The following is an 18773-nucleotide window of genomic DNA, read 5'->3' as shown; positions in this document are numbered from 1 at the left end:
TTAGTCGTATGTCAGCTTACGGGATTATCAGTTACGGCGCGCACATACCGCGCAAACGGATATCCCGTCAGGCGATTTTCGATTCCATTGGCTGGGCGCAGCCTTCATTGAAAAGTCTTGCGAAAGGCGCGCGCGCGTTTGCTTCATGGGACGAGGACGCGATTACGATGAGCGTCGAATCTGCGCGCCGTTGCCTCGCCGGCGTCAAAGATATCCCCACCTCGCTTTGTTTCGCCTCCACGACGGCGCCGTTTCTGGACCGGCAGAACGCCGGCGTTGTCGCGGCTGCGCTCGACCTTGCTGTAGACACGCATTGTTATGATCTTGCAGGCTCGCAGCGTGCGGGGCTGTCTGCGCTGATCGCCGCCGGCAAAGACCGGAAAAGCAACGCGCTGGTTGTGGCGTCCGATAACCGGCCGGTAAAACCGGCAAGCCCCATGGAGATGCTTTCCGGCGACGCCGGCGCCGCGTTCCTGCTTGGTGAAAACAATATTATCGCTGAAATTGCCGGCGTTCACACCATTTACGCGGATATAGTCGACCACTATCGCACGGCAGAGTCTGAATTCGACTACATGCTCGAAGAGCGATGGTTTCGCGAAGCAGGACTTGCCCGGCACGCGCCGGCGGCGGTGCAGCCGCTCCTGGAATCGCACAACGTCAAACCGGGCGATATTTCGCATCTCATCGCGCCCACCGCTAACCCGCATCTGGCGCGCGCTGTCGCGGCGGCTGCCGGCGTTGAAGAAAACGCCATCGCCGATTCATTGTTCGAAGGATGCGGTCACGCCGGCGCAGCGCATCCATTGCTGATGCTGGCGAATGTTCTCGATATCGCCAAACCGGGCGAATGGATTCTCGTTACGGCCTTTGGGCAGGGATGCGACGCCGTTCTGCTGCGCGCCACTGGCGGTATAGACGATGCGCAATGCCGGGGCTCGTTCGCATCAGGCATGGAAGACAAAATTATCGAAGACAATTATACAAAATTTCTTTCCGCCGCAGGCAATCTTGATATCAGCTGGGGCATGCGCGCGGAACGCGATAACAGAACCGCGCAAACGGTCGCCTTTGCGAAAAGCCGCGATCTTTACGGTTTTGTCGGCGGGCTTTGCGAAGCCTGCGATACGCCGCAATTCCCGAAATCACGGCGGTGTGTTAATCCGGATTGCGCTGAACTTGATACGCAAACCGACTATCGTTTCGCCGACCGGCGCGCCAAGGTCAAAACTTTCACCGAAGACTGGCTCGCTTTCACGCGCGAGCCGCCATTGATTTACGGCAATATTTCATTTGAAGGCGGCGGTAATGTGTTCATGGAAATGACCGGATTCAATACAGGCGAAGTTACAGTCGGCGCGCCTGTGCAGATGAATTTCCGGATCAAGGATAAAGATCCGTCGCGCGGATTCCACCGGTACTTCTGGAAAGCCGCACTTATCCCAGGAGGCGCTCATGGCTGAGGGCATCCGCGATAAGGTCGCCATTGTCGGCATGGGCTGCACCAAATTCGGCGAGCGCTGGGATGCGGGCCCGGAAGACCTCGTGACCGAAGCATTTGAAGAGGCGCTTGGCGACGCCGGCATCGATCGCGAACAAATTGAAGCCGGCTGGTTTGGCGTTTTTTACGATGAACAGAATGTCGGAAAGTCCGCCTACCCGTTGTCGCAATATCTGCGTTTGCCGAACATTCCGGTGACCCGAGTTGAAAACTTATGCGCAACCGGCGCCGAAGCCTTGCGCGGCGCAGCTTATGCTGTCGCCGCCGGCGCGTGTGATATTGCGCTCGCCATGGGTTGCGAAAAGCTGAAGGACACAGGTTTCGCCGGCCTGCCCGAACGCACCAAAGGCACGTTCGAGGATCTTTATCAGCCCAGCTTTACCCCGCCCGGCGCCTTTGCCCAGCTCGCCGCCGCCTATGCGGCGAAACACAATATCGATATGCGGGATCTAAAGCGCGCTATGGCGCATGTTTCGTGGAAGAGCCATGAGAACGGCGTACTCAATCCAAAGGCGCATCTGCAAAAAAAGCTGACCATGGAACAAATTCTTGACGCGCCGACGGTCGCCTATCCGCTGGGCGTCTTCGATTGCTGCGGCGTTTCCGATGGCGCAGCATGCGCAATTGTTACGCGGCCGGAAATCGCAAAGACGCTTTGCGGCGACAATTTCGTCACGATAAAAGCGATGCAGCTCGCCCCGTCTAACGGCGTGGAAATGGGACATCAATCCTGGGATGGCGCACATACGCTAACAACGCGCAAAGCATCGCAACGGGCTTATACCGAAGCGGGCGTTAGCGATCCGCGCGCGGATATCAGTTTGACGGAAGTGCATGACTGCTTTTCCGTTACCGAACTTGTCTTGATGGAAGATCTCGGACTATCCGATGACGGCGCCGCGCCGTCAGACATTCTGGATGGACGCTATGACGCCGGCGGCGCCATCCCATGTCAGATTGACGGCGGGTTGAAGTGTTTTGGTCATCCGATCGGCGCCTCCGGCCTGCGGATGACTTATGAAATTTACTTGCAGCTTCTCGGCCGCGCCGGCGAGAGGCAAATTGCGTCGCCGAAATTCGGACTGGCGCATAACCTTGGCGGCATTCCCAACAGGAACGTCGCCGCGGTTTCTATTTTCGGTATGAACGCGTGATGAAGGAAAGCCCGAAAGCCATGGATGGAGATATGAGAGTTAAAGGGCGCGCCGCAAAAGCTGCGGACAAACAACCCGCAGCGTCTGATCCGGAATATTCAGGCATGAGCGCCGAAGATCTTGCGGCCGCAAAAACAGTTTACCGGGATGATTTGCTAGAAGGCAAAACCGTTGTCATTTCCGGGGCCGGCAGCGGCATGGGACGCGCCATGGCGTTTCTGGCGGCCCGGCTCGGCGCCAATGTGGTGATTTGCGGACGCCGCGAAGAAAAGCTTGCTGAAACGCAGCAGGGTGTCCGCGACCTGATCGGTAAAGACGTACATTACACGCCGCTGACTATTCGCGACGCTGATCAGGTGGAAGCCTTTCTGGACGACGCCTTTCAGCGTTTCGGTCCGATTGATGTTTTAATCAACAGCGCCGGCGGCCAATTTTCACAGGACGCCATAGACTTTTCCCGCAAGGGCTGGCAGGCGGTGATCGACACCAATTTGAACGGCACCTGGTGGATGATGCAGGAAGCCGCCAAACGCTGGCGGGATGCGGACGCGCCAGGCAACATTATCAATATTGTTGCGCATGTTGAGCGCGGCATGCCGCAATCGGCCCATAGCTGTGCGGCGCGCGCGGGCGTGCTTTATCTGTCAAAAACCGTTTCAACCGAATGGGCGCCGTATAACATTCGCGTTAATTGCATTGCGCCCGGTGCGATTGAGACTGAAGGCGTGACGCAATATTCTGATGACGCGCTGAAAGATTTTCACCTCGCCAACCCGATGAAGCGCTTTGGCGACGTTTGGGACATCGCAGAAACTGCAATCTATCTCGCGGCGCCGTCTTCAAAATTTGTCACCGGCGAAGTCATCACTGTCGATGGAGGCATGGCGCAATATGGCTGGGTCTGGCCGTGCGGAAAGCCCGACTATTTCAAGGATTAGCATCTTCTGGAGACACCTATGGTTGAAACGCCGCTGACGCGCGTGCCGCGCGAAAAACTGAGCGATGAGTTTTCCCTCGCCTGGGAAACGCTGAACGGGCTGACAGGCGAACCCGCATTTGTGGAAGCTTTTGCAAATGCGCCCGATCTATTGCGGTTCGTGATGAACGATTTCTACGCGAAAATCTTTTTCGGAGGACAAGTCGAGCAGAAATACAAACAACTCGCCCGGCTTTACCTTTCCATGACGCATGGCTGCGCGACGTGTAACAAGCAAAATGTTCCCGGCAGCCTTGAAGCCGGCGTTTCACAAGCGCAAGTTGACGCAATCACCGACATTGAAAACGGGCCCTTCGATAACGCGGAAAAAGCCGTATTGCGCTACGCCGCGCAAATGGCGCTCACCAATCCGGACGGCGTCATGAGCGACGCCCTCTACACTGAATTGCGCGCGCATTTCAGCGATGCGCAGATTTGCGAACTGGGGACCATCATGGCTGTTATCGGCGGCATGGCGAAGCTTTCCTTCGTGCTTAATCTTGTTGAAAAAGAAGCTTATTGTGAGTTCGCCAATACGGTGGCCTGATTAATTGTGATAATCACGCCATGTGGTCAAAGCTTCAGGAAAGTCCGCCGCCTGCGCCTCTTCATACGCGCGCATACGTTTTTTTTCGCCCAGACATTCAAGGTAATCTTCCGTATTCAAATAATAAAAAAACGATAATAGCCGGTCAGCGAAGACCCAACGGCTTTTATCCCTGATATATTGATCCTCATATCGGAGCGACGCAATCATCGGCTTCCCGTTGCGAATGAGCTCCGCATGTGCTGACATCAGGCCGCACGCAACGTCATCATCTTCAAACCACACCACATGATCGTGAGAGTAATGCGCGCCAGGGCCAAGAACGGAAAAGCGTCCGCGAAACTGGTCCATGATTTCGTTATGGCCTCTGGCGTTCATAACGCCATCCTTTGAACGAAACCGCGCATGTTCTGCAAAGCAGGACGCAATGCCTTCGATATCCCGATTATCGACCACAAAAGTATAGCGCGCCGCCAGCGCACGAATGTCTTCGCGATCTTCCAGCCGCTTCAACCGCGCTTCAATATCTGTAGTCATAATTGCATCCACTTTCGGTTTCACAAAAAACAAGGGCCGGCGCGAACGCCGGCCCAAAGTCGCGCCAGGGAGGAAAGCGCTCTTTATTCGGATGAGAAATTAAACCCGACCTCTGCACCGAAAACGCGCGGCTCGCCATACTGGGAGAACACCCATAAATCGGCGACTGGTTGCGTCGATACGCGATAACGCTTGTCCGTCAGGTTTTTCGCAAATACGCGCGCGAACCAGCGATCATCCGCATCCGACAACTCGACCGTCGCATTGAGGATTGTGCGTTCATTCAACGTTGTGTCGAACTGGGAGCCGAGATCGGAATAATTGTAGATTTGCTCGTCTTCATGCGCCGCGAGGAAGCTGAAGCCAAGCACCTTGTTGTTGTGGAGCGGCGTTTCATAGAGCACCTGCGCCGTCCATGTGATCTCCGGCGTGCGCGTCAAAGGACGGCCGGAGAAGTCGACATCAACCATACCGTCAAAGTCCGTGTCGGCCTCGAACGTATTATATTCCCCGTCCTGCCAGGAGAAGTTGCCGTTGATCTGCAACCCTTCAATCGGCGTCGACCAGCCGCCTTCGACTTCAATGCCCTTCACTTCCACATCGGCGGCGTTGAAGAAGCGGGTCTCCTGAAACTGCTGGCCAAGGCTGTTGGTCAGCGTAGCAGCGATCTGGCGCTGCGCATCCTTATATTTCACCAGGAAGCCGGTGACATTCAGCCTGAACGTATTGTCAAACCAGTCGCTCTTGAAACCGACTTCATAGGAAGTGGCGATTTCCGGGTCCGTCGGCGCAATACCGGCGGGCGTCAGCGGGTTGCCGGTTGTGCCCGACTGGTCGTTAAACGCACCTGATCGGAAACCGCGTGCGGCGGTAAAGTATGTGTAGAAATCATCTGACCATTCATAGGAAGCCGTTCCGCGCCATGCCGGCTCTTCCCATGTGCCAGACGACTCCAATACGCCGTCGCTGAACCTGTCAAAATCAGCCGCGTCCAGCGGTCCGAGCGTCATGGTGTTTAGCGAGGGGTCAAATCCGCCGTCCAAAGCCTGGTAGACGCGCTGATTGCGGCCGATCCAGTCCTTCTCTTCCCATGTGTAGCGGAAACCGCCGGCGAGCGTCAGCCGGTCGGAAAGAGCGTAGGTCAAATCGCCAAAAAGCGCGTAGGCCTTGCTGTCCTGAGCGTTACACAATACCTGCGGGCCGTTTTCAAATGTTCCGGTGGGGAATGGATTGCCCATGCCGTCGGTCAGGCCGAACAGTTCGAGAAAACCGAGCACCTGCGTCACGCAGAATGTAACTTCCTGGTTCTGGTAAAATCCGCCCGCAACAAGATCGAGTTGCGGATTGATGGTCCAGTTCAACCGTAGCTCCTGCTGGAATGTTTCACGTTCATCGACGCGGTTGGCGTCGAAGAGCGAGACCGGACCGACTTCGCCCGTATAGGTGCTGGGCAATTGCGAATCCTGATTGCGCAGCCCCGTAATCGACTTGATGGAAACGCTATCCGTAGGCCGCCAGTCAATATTCAGATAATAGCCTTCAACATCGACCTGATGTCCGTCGCTCATGAACAGATTGGCGTCATCCCGGTTCGTGATGCCGGCATTGTCCAGCGGATCGCCGGGATCCTGGGTCAAACCGAGAAAGTTGAAGACAAACGGCCCGCCGACAGGCGTTTCGTTGACCGCCGGCACTGAGTCGGAATCGTCGCGGAGAAGCTCGAATTGCGCGAGCGCAGAGAATTGATCGCTAGGCTCGAACAGAAGCTTCGCGCGCATGGATTTTACATCTTCGCCGCCGAGCCGGCTGCCGTCGCCCTGGCCTGTCGCGCCCTCAAATGCGTTGATATTGTTCATCATGCCGTCAAACGGGCCGAAAGTTGTGACGGGCCCGTATTCCGCGCCGTTGCGGTAATAGCCATCGGATTTTTGATAAAGCCCTGCAAACCGGAATGCGAAAACATCCCCTAACGGAATATTCAGCGACAACCGCGTCTCAATCCGATCATAGGAACCGTATTGGATGCGGCCCGCGCCCTCAACAACGCCCAGTTTCGGCCGTTTGGTCCTTACATTGACAACGCCGGCTGTCGTATTCTTGCCAAACAGCGTGCCTTGCGGACCGCGCAGGACTTCAACCTGCTCGATGTCGAAAAGATCGAGAAGCTGGGTTTGAACATGCGGCACGTAAAAATCGTCGATTGTGACGCCGACCTGTGATTCAGAATAAACGATGATGTCTGTCTGCGCCGCGCCGCGAATAGCGAACGAGGCCGCGTTAAAACCTGTCACCTTGGAGGCGGAAAAGTTCGGCACCAACACGGCAATATCGCCAAGGTCGCGAGGCACGACGCCTTCAACGGCTTTTTCGTTGATTGCAGTCACCGCAACCGGCGTATTTTGTATATTGGTGTCTCTTCGGGTAGCCTGAACGATGATTTCGTCGCTCTGGGCGATCGCGGCGTCCATCGCCAGCATTGAAAAGCAAGCGCCAAGACTCACAACGCCCAGCGCCGTTCGCGAAGCGATGTTCTTATAAGAATTCTTTCTGGAGACTAGAGCGGGCATCCTGCTCCCCTTTCCTGTTGTTACCTCCCGGTCCGGACTCGAATCAGCGCTTTCAGATACAGCGTCTTTTCCAACTTTCGAATCCAAAACAAAAACAATTATGTTTGTTTTTTTTCTTGATGCAAGATTTGATTTCACGGCTTAATACAAGGCTCCTGCGGACTATTGTTGAAAAGCCACATTTTTTTTCAGCATATTGCACTGCACAAAAACATTTCGTCATGTCTGTTTTTTTCTTGACGCCGGACTGGCGATAAAATCTTATGCGTAAAATAAAAATCAGCCGGAATGGGCGGGCTTTTCTGGTCTGCATCCCGTGCTGCGCGAAAGCTGGAGGATATGGAATGGCGCATACGTTTGTCGCAAGAATGAAGGTTTTTCCCGAAAAGCAGGCGCAATTCATCGACGCCTGCGAACGCATGGAAAAAGCGGTGAAGGAAAACGAGCCTGATGCGCTGATTTATCAATTCTTCCGGTTGCGCGAACCCAACGCCTTCGCCGTCATTGAAAGCTTTAAAACGGAAGCCGCGGATGAAGCCCACCAACAGTCCGCTCATTTCAAGGAGATCGCGCCGTCAATGATTGAATGTATCGACGGCGGATGGGAGCGCGAATATCTTGATCCGTTAAAGAAATAGGGGCGGCGCAAATGTCCGATCGCAAGCCTGACGATGTTCTTACACTGACGGATCTCCTGATCACCGCGTCGCAGACCCGCCCTGATGCTGACGCGCTTGTATTTCCTGACAGCCGTCAAAGCTACCGAGAACTTCTTGCAAGCGCCCGGCGGTGGGCGAAAGCGTTTATCGCCCTCGGCGTACAACCTAAACAGCATGTCGGGCTGTTGATGACTACGCAGCCGGAATTCGTCGAGGCGCTGTTCGGCGCTGCGCTCGCGGGCGCCGCGAGCGTGCCGATCAATGCGCGTTATGCGCCGGCCGAACTTGCCTATCTTATCGAAAACGCCGACATCGTCAGTCTCGTCACCACAGATAAGGTCGCCGACGCTGTCGATTTCATCGCCCGCCTGAACAAGGCGTTTCCGGATTTATCATCGAACGCGAAACCGCAAGACTTGCATTTAAAAACTGCGCCGGAATTAAAGAACATAGTTGTCACAGGCGAAGGCGAACACCCAGGCATTTTGCCTGAAAGCGCATTAGGCGCCCTCGCCGATTCTATCGACGATGCGACATTGAACGCGCGGATTGCAAATGTCGCGCCCTGCGACCTCGGCCTGATACTTTATACGTCAGGCACGACGTCGAATCCGAAAGGCTGCATGATTCCGCACAGTGCAATCGTATCCAACAGCCGCGCGCTGGGGCGCTATCGATACGAGATGACGGAGGAAGACCGGTTCTGGTCGCCGCTGCCCATATTCCACATCGCCGGAATTCTGCCGATGGTCGCGGTATTCGATGTCGGCGGCGCCTATTTGACGATCCCGCATTTCGACGCCGGGGTCGCCCTTAAAATGCTTGAACAAGAACGCGCAACGGCAACCTACCCGTCTTTTGTGACGATCATGCAGGATTTGATCAACCACCCAACCTTTCCCGACACGGACCTTTCACGCATTCGCCTGATGAATTCCAATCTTGGCGTTCAGCCTGCGTTTATAAAAGATGCAATCCTGAAAGCCATGCCGCAAACCATCCAGGTCGGCACCTATGGTTTGACGGAAGCATCGGGCACTGTTTGCACAAGCCGTCTCAGTGATGACGAAGAGACGCGCACGTCGCGTCTAGGCGTTCCCTTGCGCGGATGGGATTTGAAACTGCTTGATATTGAAACGGGCAAGGAATGCGGCGTCGATGAGAAAGGTGAAATATGCATTCGCGGTCCCGGCATGCTTATCGGCTATTATAAAGACCCGGAAAAAACCGCCGAGTCCATCGACAAGGACGGCTGGCTGCATACGGGCGATCTCGGATCGCTCGACAAAAACGGCCAGATCATGTTTCACGGCCGCAGCAAGGACATGCTGAAAGTCGGCGGCGAGAATGTAGCCGCGGCGGAAATCGAGTCAGTCCTGAATGCGCATCCCGCTGTTGAGCTGTCGCAGATCGTCGGCGCGCCGGACCCCCGATACGAGGAAGTGGCGGCGGCGTTTATCAAACTCAAAACCGGCAAGAAAGCGAATGAAGATGAGCTGATCGAACATTGCCAGGGCAAACTCGCGCGGTTCAAAATTCCGCGTTATGTGCGATTTGTCGACGATTGGCCAATGTCCACCAGCAAAATTCAAAAATACAAACTGAAAGACCGGATCGCCGAAGAACTGAAAGCGAAAAACGAAAACGTCGCATAGGAGGGATTTCATGACGGCTTTTGTCGCTAAACTTGTTGTCAAACCTGAAAAAGCTGAAGAATTCGAACGGCTACAGACCGAATTGCGCGTGCTTGCACACAAACATGAGCCGGAAACGCCCGTCTATGAATTAATCCGTTCACGCGACAACAAGAATGAATATCTTTGTATCGCGACCTTCACCAGCGAAGACGCATTTCAGTTCCATCAAACAACCGACTTCCACGACCGGCTGGTGCCCGGCGTTCTCGATTGTCTGGCTGAAGAAATGGACCTTTCTTTTTACGACATTATCGGCGAGCCGAAGCGCGCGGCCGGATAAGGCGATTTTCACTTATGCCTGATTATGACAATGCTGAACTACAGGAGCTCGTCGATCGCAAACGCGTCTATGACGTGCTGACGCGCTATTGCCGCGCGCTTGATCGCTGCGATGTTGATCTGATGAAATCAGTCTATTGGGATGACGCGCAAGACGATCACGGTGTTTTTAACGGCGGCGCGCAAGAATTTGCTGAATTCATTATTCGGGAGATCCAGGAATGGTTTGAAGTCACCATGCACGCCATCATGAATGTGCATATGGAGCTGAAAGATAATATCGCCTGCACGGAAAGTTATCTTTTCGCCTACCACCGCATTCGCGGCGACAAGAAAAAGGTCGAGGAAATTTTTGGCTCCACCTATCTTTCGAAATTTGACTGGTCGAAGGTCGACGGCATTCCTCATGTTTTCTGGTATGGCGGTCGTTATATCGACCGTCTCGAAAAGCGCGGTAAAGAATGGAAAATTGCCCACCGGCAAGTGGTGATGGACTGGAACCACAACGAGATTTCATCCGGAATTTGGGATGAAGGCATGTTCAAGACATTGACGCTGCGCGGAATGCGAGGCCCGGAAGACCCGGTTTTTAAAAACCTCCCATAATATTTTGAAATTGGCATGAGGTGCGAAATGAGTGCAATCAAGGACAAGGCCGCCATCGTTCTGGGCGCCGCCGGGGCTGGAAATATGGGCCAGGTGATCGCACAACGCTTCGCCAACGAAGGCGCGAAGGTAATGGTCGCCGGACGGCATGAAGACGAGCTGAAACGCTTTGCGGAAACGATTAACGGCGCCTATGCGCTTTGCGATATTACTCAGCGCGCCGACCTCGACGCGCTTGTAACAAAAACAGTGGATGCGTATGGCGGCGTCGATATCGCTGTGAACGCAACGGGTTGGGGTCTTGTCAAAAGGTTTGAAAAGACCACCGAAGAAGAGATCGACAAGGTTTCGGCCTTGCAATTCAAAGGACCTTTTTTATTTTTTCAGGCTGTAATCGAAGCCATGCGCGAGCGAGGCGGCGGCTCCATTATCCAGATTTCTTCCGCGACGGCGACAGTTATGTTGAATCACCATGCGGCCTATATGGGCACCAAAGCCGGAACCGATCATGTCATACGCTGCGTCGCCCATGATTTTGGACGGTACGGCATCCGCGCAAATTCGGTCTCGCCTGGTTTTACGCGCACGCCGATGACAGAAGACGCGGCTAAAACCCCCGGCCTCGAAGAAGCGTTTATCAAGGAATATCCGCTTGGGCGCGTCGGCACGTCAGACGATATCGCGGCGGCGTGCGTATTCCTTGCATCAGACGAATGCTTCATGACCGGTCAGAATTTGCAGGTTAATGGCGGCCTGACGCTTCGCCGCAACCCGATGCAGGCGGAGATAAACGCCTCGATCGCGGCTGCAAAAAGCGATGGTTAGGCAGTAATCTCGCGCAGCCAGTTTTCGCCATTCCAGCCTTCAGCCTTTCGGCGAATAAACGCGTAAAATTTATCCAGCGCGCCGTTGCGTTCATAAAGTTCAAGCATGTGCCCGCATGCCGCACGCGCGTCGACCATGACAAAGCGGACTCCATCCGCAGTACGCGCATCAAGCGCGCATTCAAAATGATGCGCACCGGCTTTGGATAAAGCTGTTGCAAGATCATCCACAAATATCGCAGCGTGATGCAAGCCTTCTTCTTCGGCAGCGAACATATCCCGAACCGCCGATGGCCGGTCGTCATGCTGGTGAATGAGTTCGACCATCAAGGATCCGCACTGACCATAAGCCGAACTGTGATCGAACGGCGCCGGGGAGCCTCTGTAATAGCTTTCCGCAAGCTTTATATGCGATAACCGGTAAAACGGCCCGGCGTTCATCTTATGCGCCCAGGATTTCGCTGAAACCTCAATATCAGGCGAATGATATGCAAGTTGAACGACTGGGCCGAACTCTTTCTCGAGCGGCGCCAGATTCGGTGAAATTTTCAGCATGCTTATTCGGCAAGTTCATTCGCATCGCGAATAGGCCTTGAACCATCCCAGTTTTCGGCGGCTTCGCGCACGCGTCCGAAATAATTATGGATAAAGGGCAGGTCTTCCAGAACCTCAACCATGCCCTGCATAACGGGCGAAGTATCGATATAGCAAAACTTCAACGGGCCGAATTCGCCGCTGCTCGCAACGGGAAATCCCATTTCTTCATACCGGGCGACTTCTTTTTCGTAGTTTTCAACGATGACGGCGACATGGTGGTAGCCTTCCTCGCCTTTCGGCACGATGTCGCGATAGCAGGACGGCGAGTCGCAATGCTGCTCAATAAGCTCAATGTGAACGTCGCCCGCCTGAGCAAGCCCCGCAGAAAATTCGACCTTTTGCGGCTTACCGCGATAGTGCGGATTGCCCACGTCAGGGCGGTCAAGAATGAAAAACGGGCCGACGCCAAAAGTCTTGATCCATTTTTCAGCCGCCGCCTCAACGTCATTGACGATATAGGCGATTTGCAAAATTTTGTGATTCATCGGCGGCTGCAGCATCGGCATGATTTTTTCCTTCCCGTTACAAGTTCTCCGGCGCTTCCAGCGCTGCTTTCAACGCCTGCAGAAAACGCCCCCCAAGCGCGCCGTCAATCGCACGGTGATCGCATGACAGAGTGACATTCATGACATTTTGAAACTTTGGCTCGCCGCCGCCGTCCACGGCGACGCGTTCAATGCCGCCCGCCGCCAGGATAGCGCCCATGGGCGGATTAACGACAGCGTCGAAACTGGTGACGCCGAACATGCCGAGATTGGAAAGACTGAACGTGCCGCCGCGATATTCATGCTGCTCCAGCTTTTCCGCCTTAGCGCGCGCGGCGAGGTCGCGCATTTCATGCGCTATTTCATCGACTGATTTTGTATCCGCTCTTTTTATAACAGGCGTAACAAGACCCCCGGGCACTGCGACAGCAACCGAAATGTCGGCGTGGTCAAATTGATGCATTTCATCACCGAGAAAATGGACATTCGCTTCGGGCACATCCATGAGCGCTTTGGCGCATGCCTTGATGAGATAGTCGTTGATCGACGCTGCGCCGCCGCTGTTGTTTTCCTTTGCTCGCGCACGCAGTTCCTGAACGCTATCCATTACGATTGCCGTGCGCAGATAAAAGTGGGGAATTGTCTGCGCCGCCTCAGTCAGACGTTTTGCAATCGTACGGCGCATGGAAGTCAGTTTTATAACCTTGTGCGGATTATCACTGTTTTGTGTTCCCTCATCGCCTTGATAAAGGCCGAGTCGTTTCGCTTCCTGTTCAACGTCCTGCAGTGAAATTCGTCCCTTGCGTCCACTGCCTTCAATCTGCGTGACATCGACGCCTAACGCCTGCGCCAGTTCCGCAGCCTTCGGCGATATGGAGACGCCTTTGGGGACTTCAGATTGCGATGAGGAGGATGCAGCCTTCTCCGGCTTACCGGAAGGACGCGCATCATCATCCTTATCCCCAAAACTTGCATCGGCAGGCTTGAAATTGGCGGCGAATTTTTCAACCTCATCGTCTGAGACATCCTCTTCAGCAAAAACCGCAATTAAGGCGCCGACAGGATAAGCCTCTTCCTCTTCGCCGATGCGCTTGCGCAGCGTGCCGGTAAATTCCAGCTCGACGTCATTGGCGATCTTGTCCGTTTCGATGACGACGAATAAATCGCCCTCGTTTACGGTCTGGCCTTCCTCAGCATGCCATTCGCGGATGACGCCTTCTTCCATTTCAATGCCCCATTTCGGCATCGTAAACGCTTGTATTTTTTCCGCCATGCTTGGCCGCTTTCTTTATTTGTAGGAAACGACTTTGCGCACCGCCGCCTCAATATGCGCAGGGCCCGGCACGTATGCGCGTTCCAACTCTTTTGCGAAAGGCACCGGCGCATGCGGCGCAGTGACTTGCTCCACCGGCGCCTTGAGCGAAGAAAAACCGTAGCTGGCGATAAACCCTGCAATGTCTGAGGCAAGCGAACACCGCGGCGGACACTCATCCACGACGACCACGCGGCCAGTTTTCTCCACACTGTCCAGAATCGTTTCCTCGTCCAGCGGGCTTGTGGTGCGCAAATCAATGAGATCGCAATTGATCCCGTCTTCCTCAAGTTTCGCCAGCGCCTTTTCGGCGAAAATCACCATGCGGCCCATGGCGATGATCGTTGCGTCTTCGCCTTCATTCAGCAGCGCCGCTTCCCCGAAGGGCACGAGATATTCGCCGTCCGGCACTTCGCCTTTGCGTCCATACATCGCCTTGTGCTCGAAAAAGACAACCGGATCGTCGTCCCGGATCGCGGTCGTCAGAAGTCCTTTGGCGTCAGCCGGGTTTGACGGCATCACAACTTTCAGTCCGGGAACGGACGTTACGATCTGATACATGGTCTGGCTGTGCTGCGCAGCCATATTCATACCGGCGCCGTAAGGCACGCGGATAACCACTGGGCATTTCGCCTTGCCGCCCGACATGTAACGAAATTTCGCCGCCTGATTCATGGTCTGGTCAAGCGCAAGCCCCAGAAAGTCGGCGAACATGATTTCCGCTATGCCGCGCTTGCCCGCGAGCGAGGCGCCGACCGCAAGGCCGACAATTGTGTTTTCCGAAATCGGCGTGTCGATGACGCGGTCCTCGCCGAATTTCGGCAACAAGCCGCCCGTGACGCCGAAGATGCCGCCAGAGGCTTCGCGTTCTCCCGACGTACCGCCGGCGCCGCCGGAAACATCTTCGCCGCAGACGAAAACAGCTGGATCACGTTCCATTTCCTGATGCATCACCTGATTGAGCGCATCGCGATAAGTCATAACCGGCATGATGAGCGTTCCCTCAAGCGTATGAAATATAAACGTCGGTGGTAATTTCGTCCGCCGATGGCTGCGGCGCGGCGCGCGCCTCATCAACGGCTTCGTCAATCAATGCGAGCACTTCATTGTCAATCGCATTTAGCTGGCCTTCATCCAGTAATTTTTCCTCAGCAACGCGAGCGCGAAAATTCTTGAGCGCGCACATCTCCTGACGGTGCCGTTTGACTTCGTCCTTGGCGCGGTAGTTTTGCGGATCGCCTTCAAAATGGCCGAAAAACCGGGTCGTTATGAATTCTGCCGTACACGGTCCTTTTCCGGCGCGCGCATGATCAAGCAATTCCGCCATGGCGTCATAAACGGCGAAATAATCGCATCCGTCCGCCTTGATGGCTTTCATACCGAATGCTTCGGAGCGTTTGGCGATATCTTTCGAGCCTACAGCGTAATCAGCGCCTGTATGTTCGGAATATCCGTTATTTTCAATGACGAAAATTGCCGGCGCGTCAATCACCACCGCCATATTCATGGCTTCCAGAACGGCGCCCTGATTGACCGAGCCGTCGCCGCCAAAAGATACCGCAACGCGACCCTCGCCATCGAGCTTCGCCGACAGCGCCGCGCCAACCGCGAGCGGACCGCCGGCGCCGACAATGCCGTTGGCGCCGAGCATGCCCTTGTCAAAATCAGCGATATGCATGGAACCGCCCTTGCCTTTACCCAGTCCCGTAGAGCGGCCGAAAATTTCCGCCATCATGGCTTTGACGTCGCACCCTTTAGCGATGCAGTGCCCGTGACCGCGATGCGTTGAGACGATCAAATCCTTGTCGTCAAGATGTTCGCAAACACCGACGGCCACCGCTTCCTGACCGGAATAAAGATGCGTGAATCCGGCGATTTCGCCAGTCATGATCTCCTTGTGCAAACGCTCCTCAAATTCGCGGATCGTTTTCATTTGCCGGTAGGCGCCCAGTAGCTGATCGGTGCTTTGCTGTATGCTCATTTATCACTCCGCGCAGCGCTGTTTGACCCGTAAAGATAATCGTCAAGTGTTTTATGAAAGTGCCGGATGCGCAATTCCTGATTGCCAATCCATAACCCCGGATAAGCGCTGCTATTCATGCCCGCCTGCACAAAAGGAAGGTTGTAGGCGTCCTGATTGACGACGAGCCCGAGCGAGGTTTCCCCATGCTTATACAAGCGATGCTTCGGCCGGCGATATTCTTCATGATCAAACTCATTGTCAGGCAATTCGAACATGAAGTAATCGAAATACATCTTGTTCGGGTCTTCAGGATGAGGCCGCTGACGAAACATCATGAGATCATCGGCGTGAACGTTCATAGTGACATTTGGGAAAATCGTGTAATGATAATCATCCGTTAACTGATCGTCATTCAGGGCCGAATAGTCCCTGCCCTGCTGCTCGCCGTGTTTGCGTTTATGGGCCTGAACCGCCTCGCGTATATCATAGACCGACCCTTCATAGGAGGCGGGATCCATGCCGGCGCCGCGCATCACCACTTTGATTGGCGGCGGAATTTCAGACGGAGAGACGACGCGCGGGCTCAGCACGCCGAACGCAATCAGATAGCGATTATGTTTTTCATAGCAGTCGATCTGAATGTCGAGATCATCCAGATAATATAGCAGCTGAGGGTGAATGCCCTGCACATGATAGCTTTCGTTGAATGCATCGACGGAAGCTTTCCAATTGCAGTCCCATTCGACCGTTTTCCAGTCCGTCAGCACCATGCGGTCGAAATGATACGGGTCGAGATGTTGCGGAATTATCCCCAGATAATCGCGAAGCGGCTCAACCTCCGGGTTCAGGCTGTACCAGACGAACGACCCCCAGACATCGCAAGGGATTTCAATCAGGCCGCCGCAAGGCGGCGCGCCCTGCGGGAAGGTTTCAAGATCGGGAATATCAGTGAACCGTCCGTCCAGGCCGTATCGCCAGTCATGATAGCCGCAGCGGAATTCGTTTGCTGCTTCCTGCGGCTGGTGTACTGCGTGAACAAGTTTATTGCCGCGATGCATGCACACATTATGAAAGGCGCGAACCGACTTGTCTTTCTGGCGGACAATCAGAATTGATTCCTTGCCGATTTCCGTAACGATATGGTCGCCGGGTTCTGGAATATCGCTCTCAAGGCACCCCAGCATCCAGACTTTCGACCACATCATCTCCCATTCTAGCTTTGCAAATTCCGGAGAGATGTAACGTTCGGCCGGGATCAGCTTGTCGCCCAGCTTGGGATTTGGCTCCGCCTTGACTGGCGTGCCTTCAGGCCCTTGCGGCTTGGCGGTCCGTTTTATTTTTTGCTGACGTCTGACTTTCATAGCACTTAGAACTGAACGCGTTTCGTGTACCCGCCGTCGACCACAAAATTCACGCCGGTCACCCAGCTCGCGGCGGCGCTGGAAAGAAAAACAATGCACTTCGCAACTTCCTCCGGCGTTCCGAGGCGTCCGAGCGCATGGGTCTTTTCGGTCTTTTCATAAAATTTCTGATTGGAGGTCTTGATCATGTCCCAGGCGCCGCCATCGAAAAAGATAGGGCCCGGCGAGATGCTGTTGACGCGGATATTCTTGTCGCCCTGCTCCTGGCTCAGTTGCTTTGCGTAAGTGATAAGCGCGGCTTTCATTGAATTATAAGCCTGCGGCATCATGAAAGTTTCAACGGCGGCGGTCGTCGAAATCATCGTAATGGCGCCGCCGCCGCGTTCCTCCATGTGCGGAATAACCTTTTCAACGCCGCGCACCGTGCCGAGCACGTCAATTTCAAAATTTTTCCACCAGTTTTTTTCACTGTCCGCGCCGCCGCCGGCGGAAACGTTTGGAATAAAGACGTCAACGCCGCCCAGTTCTTCGGCCATGGCGTCGATCCAGTCTTCGTATTCTTCTTTCTTCTTGATGTTGCAGGGCGCGCCTGTGATTTTACCGTCGGCGAGCACCTGTATTTCCTTGATCGCCTTGTTGACGCTTTCCGGCGATCGCGAGCAAATCGCGACATTAGCGCCTTCTTCAGCGAACAGGTTCGCCACGCGCCGCCCGATGCCCTGGGTCGATCCGGTGATCAATACGTTTTTACCGCGCAGTCCTAGATCCATAAGCCTAGCGTTTCCGCCTTTCCGTATTCGCCCAGGTGGGCTGATTTTTGTATATTAAAGACAATCATGATTGTTTTTTTCTTCGCGTCAAGCCGATGCGCGCCAGTTGCACGATTCAACCCGCGGGACGGGCCACAAGCCCGTTATCGATCACGAATTCCGCGCCAGTGACAAACCGGGATTCATCACTTGCAAGATATAAGATCATATTGGCGATATCACGCGGCGTTCCCAGGGAATCCGCCGGCAGCACGCCTTTTTCAGGTATTTCTTGCGGCGTCTCGCCGGTCCTGCCTTGAGCGAACTGCACCATGGGCGTTTCTATAGCGCCCGCGTGCACTGAATTGCATCTCACAGGGTAGCCTTCCGCCTGACAATGCATGGCGATGGATTTTGTCATTGAGCGAACCGCCCCTTTCGCCGCCGAATAGGCGAAAAAGATCGGGTAACCCAGATGCGACGCCGTCGACGACATATTGATAATGGAGCCGCCGTCTCCTTGCCGGAGCAGCGGAAGGGCGTATTTACAGCCTAAAAACACCCCCTCCGACATTACGGCATTGGCGAATTTGAATTCTTTCAGCGTGCAATCCTCTGGTGAGGAAAGCACCACAACGCCGGCGTTATTCACCAGAATATCGAGTTGGCCATGCGTTTTTTCCACCTGGGCGATGATGTTCTTCCAGTCATCCTCGCTGCTGACGTCATGTTTGAAAAAGGCCGCATTGGCGCCGATTTCCTCCGCCGCCGCAGCGCCTTTTTCATCACTGATATCGGTCAGAACAACCCTTGCGCCCTCATTTGCGAGCATTTTGGCGTCTTCCAGCCCCAATCCGGAGGCTGCGCCTGTCACCAGGGCGACTTTTCCATCGACTCGTCCCAAAATAATGTCTCCTGTTCTCTATTTTTTGCATCGCAGCAAATTCTTGGGTGTTTTT

19 protein-coding genes are annotated in these 18773 nt (G+C 54.6%); 9 read left to right on the top strand and 10 right to left on the bottom strand.

What is annotated here, in order from left to right; translation table 11 throughout:
- Positions 1 to 8: 8 nt before the first annotated feature.
- Genes ACQK2Q_RS01005 through ACQK2Q_RS00990 form a run of 4 tightly spaced genes read left to right on the top strand, consistent with a single transcriptional unit; the run spans position 9 to position 4178 of the window.
- Positions 9 to 1463: a 3-oxoacyl-[acyl-carrier-protein] synthase III C-terminal domain-containing protein gene (locus ACQK2Q_RS01005; protein ID WP_425407895.1), complete on the top strand. Its 1455-nt coding sequence runs from the start codon at positions 9 to 11 to the stop codon at positions 1461 to 1463.
- Complete coding sequence (locus ACQK2Q_RS01000; RefSeq protein ID WP_425407894.1) at positions 1456 to 2655, top strand: acetyl-CoA acetyltransferase; 1200 nt, start codon at positions 1456 to 1458, stop codon at positions 2653 to 2655. The genes ACQK2Q_RS01005 and ACQK2Q_RS01000 overlap by 8 nt, the downstream gene beginning before the upstream one ends.
- A gap of 32 nt (positions 2656 to 2687) precedes the next feature.
- Positions 2688 to 3593 carry an SDR family oxidoreductase gene (locus ACQK2Q_RS00995; RefSeq protein ID WP_425407893.1) on the top strand — a complete coding sequence of 302 codons (906 nt, stop codon included), beginning with the start codon at positions 2688 to 2690 and terminating at the stop codon, positions 3591 to 3593.
- Positions 3594 to 3611: 18 nt separating this feature from the next.
- Entirely contained in the window at positions 3612 to 4178 is a 567-nt protein-coding gene (locus ACQK2Q_RS00990) for a carboxymuconolactone decarboxylase family protein (protein ID WP_425407892.1), read from the top strand.
- Here the strand turns inward: ACQK2Q_RS00990 and ACQK2Q_RS00985 are convergent, their stop codons facing one another.
- Positions 4179 to 4715 carry a nuclear transport factor 2 family protein gene (locus ACQK2Q_RS00985; RefSeq protein WP_425407891.1) on the bottom strand — a complete coding sequence of 179 codons (537 nt, stop codon included), beginning with the start codon at positions 4713 to 4715 and terminating at the stop codon, positions 4179 to 4181.
- 83 nt (positions 4716 to 4798) lie between these two features.
- Entirely contained in the window at positions 4799 to 7282 is a 2484-nt protein-coding gene (locus tag ACQK2Q_RS00980) for a TonB-dependent receptor (RefSeq protein WP_425407890.1), read from the bottom strand.
- Positions 7283 to 7626: 344 nt separating this feature from the next.
- On the opposite strand from ACQK2Q_RS00980, the gene ACQK2Q_RS00975 reads away from it, so the two are divergent.
- The 5 genes from ACQK2Q_RS00975 to ACQK2Q_RS00955 are packed head-to-tail and all read left to right on the top strand — an operon-like array spanning position 7627 to position 11348.
- A complete protein-coding gene (locus ACQK2Q_RS00975; RefSeq protein ID WP_425407889.1) occupies positions 7627 to 7920 on the top strand; it encodes a putative quinol monooxygenase in 294 nt (97 codons plus the stop codon).
- Positions 7921 to 7931: 11 nt separating this feature from the next.
- Complete coding sequence (locus ACQK2Q_RS00970) at positions 7932 to 9596, top strand: AMP-binding protein (protein WP_425407888.1); 1665 nt, start codon at positions 7932 to 7934, stop codon at positions 9594 to 9596.
- Positions 9597 to 9606: 10 nt separating this feature from the next.
- Positions 9607 to 9918, top strand: a complete 312-nt coding sequence (locus tag ACQK2Q_RS00965) for a putative quinol monooxygenase (protein WP_425407887.1) — start codon at positions 9607 to 9609, stop codon at positions 9916 to 9918.
- Positions 9919 to 9932: 14 nt separating this feature from the next.
- Complete coding sequence (locus tag ACQK2Q_RS00960) at positions 9933 to 10523, top strand: nuclear transport factor 2 family protein (RefSeq protein ID WP_425407886.1); 591 nt, start codon at positions 9933 to 9935, stop codon at positions 10521 to 10523.
- Between the two features lie 27 nt (positions 10524 to 10550).
- Positions 10551 to 11348 (top strand): SDR family NAD(P)-dependent oxidoreductase, encoded by a 798-nt coding sequence (locus tag ACQK2Q_RS00955; protein ID WP_425407885.1) that lies wholly within the window; start codon positions 10551 to 10553, stop codon positions 11346 to 11348.
- Here the strand turns inward: ACQK2Q_RS00955 and ACQK2Q_RS00950 are convergent.
- The 8 genes from ACQK2Q_RS00950 to ACQK2Q_RS00915 all read right to left on the bottom strand — a co-directional run bounded on the left by ACQK2Q_RS00950 (position 11345) and on the right by ACQK2Q_RS00915 (position 18718).
- Complete coding sequence (locus tag ACQK2Q_RS00950; RefSeq protein ID WP_425407884.1) at positions 11345 to 11902, bottom strand: VOC family protein; 558 nt, start codon at positions 11900 to 11902, stop codon at positions 11345 to 11347. The two genes, ACQK2Q_RS00955 and ACQK2Q_RS00950, sit on opposite strands and share 4 nt — an antisense overlap.
- A gap of 2 nt (positions 11903 to 11904) precedes the next feature.
- A complete protein-coding gene (locus tag ACQK2Q_RS00945) occupies positions 11905 to 12450 on the bottom strand; it encodes a VOC family protein (protein ID WP_425407883.1) in 546 nt (181 codons plus the stop codon).
- A gap of 16 nt (positions 12451 to 12466) precedes the next feature.
- Complete coding sequence (locus ACQK2Q_RS00940; RefSeq protein WP_425407882.1) at positions 12467 to 13702, bottom strand: dihydrolipoamide acetyltransferase family protein; 1236 nt, start codon at positions 13700 to 13702, stop codon at positions 12467 to 12469.
- Between the two features lie 15 nt (positions 13703 to 13717).
- Entirely contained in the window at positions 13718 to 14731 is a 1014-nt protein-coding gene (locus ACQK2Q_RS00935; protein ID WP_425407881.1) for an alpha-ketoacid dehydrogenase subunit beta, read from the bottom strand.
- A 13-nt stretch (positions 14732 to 14744) separates the two neighbouring features.
- A complete protein-coding gene (locus ACQK2Q_RS00930; protein ID WP_425411099.1) occupies positions 14745 to 15716 on the bottom strand; it encodes a thiamine pyrophosphate-dependent dehydrogenase E1 component subunit alpha in 972 nt (323 codons plus the stop codon).
- Between the two features lie 2 nt (positions 15717 to 15718).
- Entirely contained in the window at positions 15719 to 17065 is a 1347-nt protein-coding gene (locus ACQK2Q_RS00925; RefSeq protein WP_425407880.1) for an aromatic ring-hydroxylating oxygenase subunit alpha, read from the bottom strand.
- 5 nt (positions 17066 to 17070) lie between these two features.
- Positions 17071 to 17835, bottom strand: coding sequence for an SDR family NAD(P)-dependent oxidoreductase (locus tag ACQK2Q_RS00920; protein WP_425407879.1), 765 nt, complete (start codon positions 17833 to 17835; stop codon positions 17071 to 17073).
- A 115-nt stretch (positions 17836 to 17950) separates the two neighbouring features.
- Entirely contained in the window at positions 17951 to 18718 is a 768-nt protein-coding gene (locus ACQK2Q_RS00915) for an SDR family oxidoreductase (RefSeq protein WP_425407878.1), read from the bottom strand.
- Positions 18719 to 18773: the final 55 nt, after the last annotated feature.

This window comes from Hyphococcus sp. (genome assembly GCF_965228385.1).
In the GTDB taxonomy this organism is placed as follows: Bacteria; Pseudomonadota; Alphaproteobacteria; order Caulobacterales; family Parvularculaceae; genus Hyphococcus.
The sequence above is the reverse complement of the archived record's forward strand: the minus strand, read 5'-3'. Positions and strand labels throughout refer to the sequence as shown.

What these genes read in the sequence shown, in the direction of transcription:
- ACQK2Q_RS00975 (WP_425407889.1), top strand. Translation starts at nt 7,627, where the DNA reads ATGGCGCATACGTTTGTCGCAAGAATGAAGGTTTTTCCCGAAAAGCAG.
- ACQK2Q_RS00940 (WP_425407882.1), bottom strand. Translation starts at nt 13,702, where the DNA reads ATGGCGGAAAAAATACAAGCGTTTACGATGCCGAAATGGGGCATTGAA.
- ACQK2Q_RS00960 (WP_425407886.1), top strand. Translation starts at nt 9,933, where the DNA reads ATGCCTGATTATGACAATGCTGAACTACAGGAGCTCGTCGATCGCAAA.
- ACQK2Q_RS00950 (WP_425407884.1), bottom strand. Translation starts at nt 11,902, where the DNA reads ATGCTGAAAATTTCACCGAATCTGGCGCCGCTCGAGAAAGAGTTCGGC.
- ACQK2Q_RS00990 (WP_425407892.1), top strand. Translation starts at nt 3,612, where the DNA reads ATGGTTGAAACGCCGCTGACGCGCGTGCCGCGCGAAAAACTGAGCGAT.
- ACQK2Q_RS01000 (WP_425407894.1), top strand. Translation starts at nt 1,456, where the DNA reads ATGGCTGAGGGCATCCGCGATAAGGTCGCCATTGTCGGCATGGGCTGC.
- ACQK2Q_RS00985 (WP_425407891.1), bottom strand. Translation starts at nt 4,715, where the DNA reads ATGACTACAGATATTGAAGCGCGGTTGAAGCGGCTGGAAGATCGCGAA.
- ACQK2Q_RS00965 (WP_425407887.1), top strand. Translation starts at nt 9,607, where the DNA reads ATGACGGCTTTTGTCGCTAAACTTGTTGTCAAACCTGAAAAAGCTGAA.
- ACQK2Q_RS00935 (WP_425407881.1), bottom strand. Translation starts at nt 14,731, where the DNA reads ATGCCGGTTATGACTTATCGCGATGCGCTCAATCAGGTGATGCATCAG.
- ACQK2Q_RS00955 (WP_425407885.1), top strand. Translation starts at nt 10,551, where the DNA reads ATGAGTGCAATCAAGGACAAGGCCGCCATCGTTCTGGGCGCCGCCGGG.
- ACQK2Q_RS00980 (WP_425407890.1), bottom strand. Translation starts at nt 7,282, where the DNA reads ATGCCCGCTCTAGTCTCCAGAAAGAATTCTTATAAGAACATCGCTTCG.
- ACQK2Q_RS00945 (WP_425407883.1), bottom strand. Translation starts at nt 12,450, where the DNA reads ATGCCGATGCTGCAGCCGCCGATGAATCACAAAATTTTGCAAATCGCC.
- ACQK2Q_RS01005 (WP_425407895.1), top strand. Translation starts at nt 9, where the DNA reads ATGTCAGCTTACGGGATTATCAGTTACGGCGCGCACATACCGCGCAAA.
- ACQK2Q_RS00925 (WP_425407880.1), bottom strand. Translation starts at nt 17,065, where the DNA reads ATGAAAGTCAGACGTCAGCAAAAAATAAAACGGACCGCCAAGCCGCAA.
- ACQK2Q_RS00920 (WP_425407879.1), bottom strand. Translation starts at nt 17,835, where the DNA reads ATGGATCTAGGACTGCGCGGTAAAAACGTATTGATCACCGGATCGACC.
- ACQK2Q_RS00970 (WP_425407888.1), top strand. Translation starts at nt 7,932, where the DNA reads ATGTCCGATCGCAAGCCTGACGATGTTCTTACACTGACGGATCTCCTG.
- ACQK2Q_RS00995 (WP_425407893.1), top strand. Translation starts at nt 2,688, where the DNA reads ATGAGAGTTAAAGGGCGCGCCGCAAAAGCTGCGGACAAACAACCCGCA.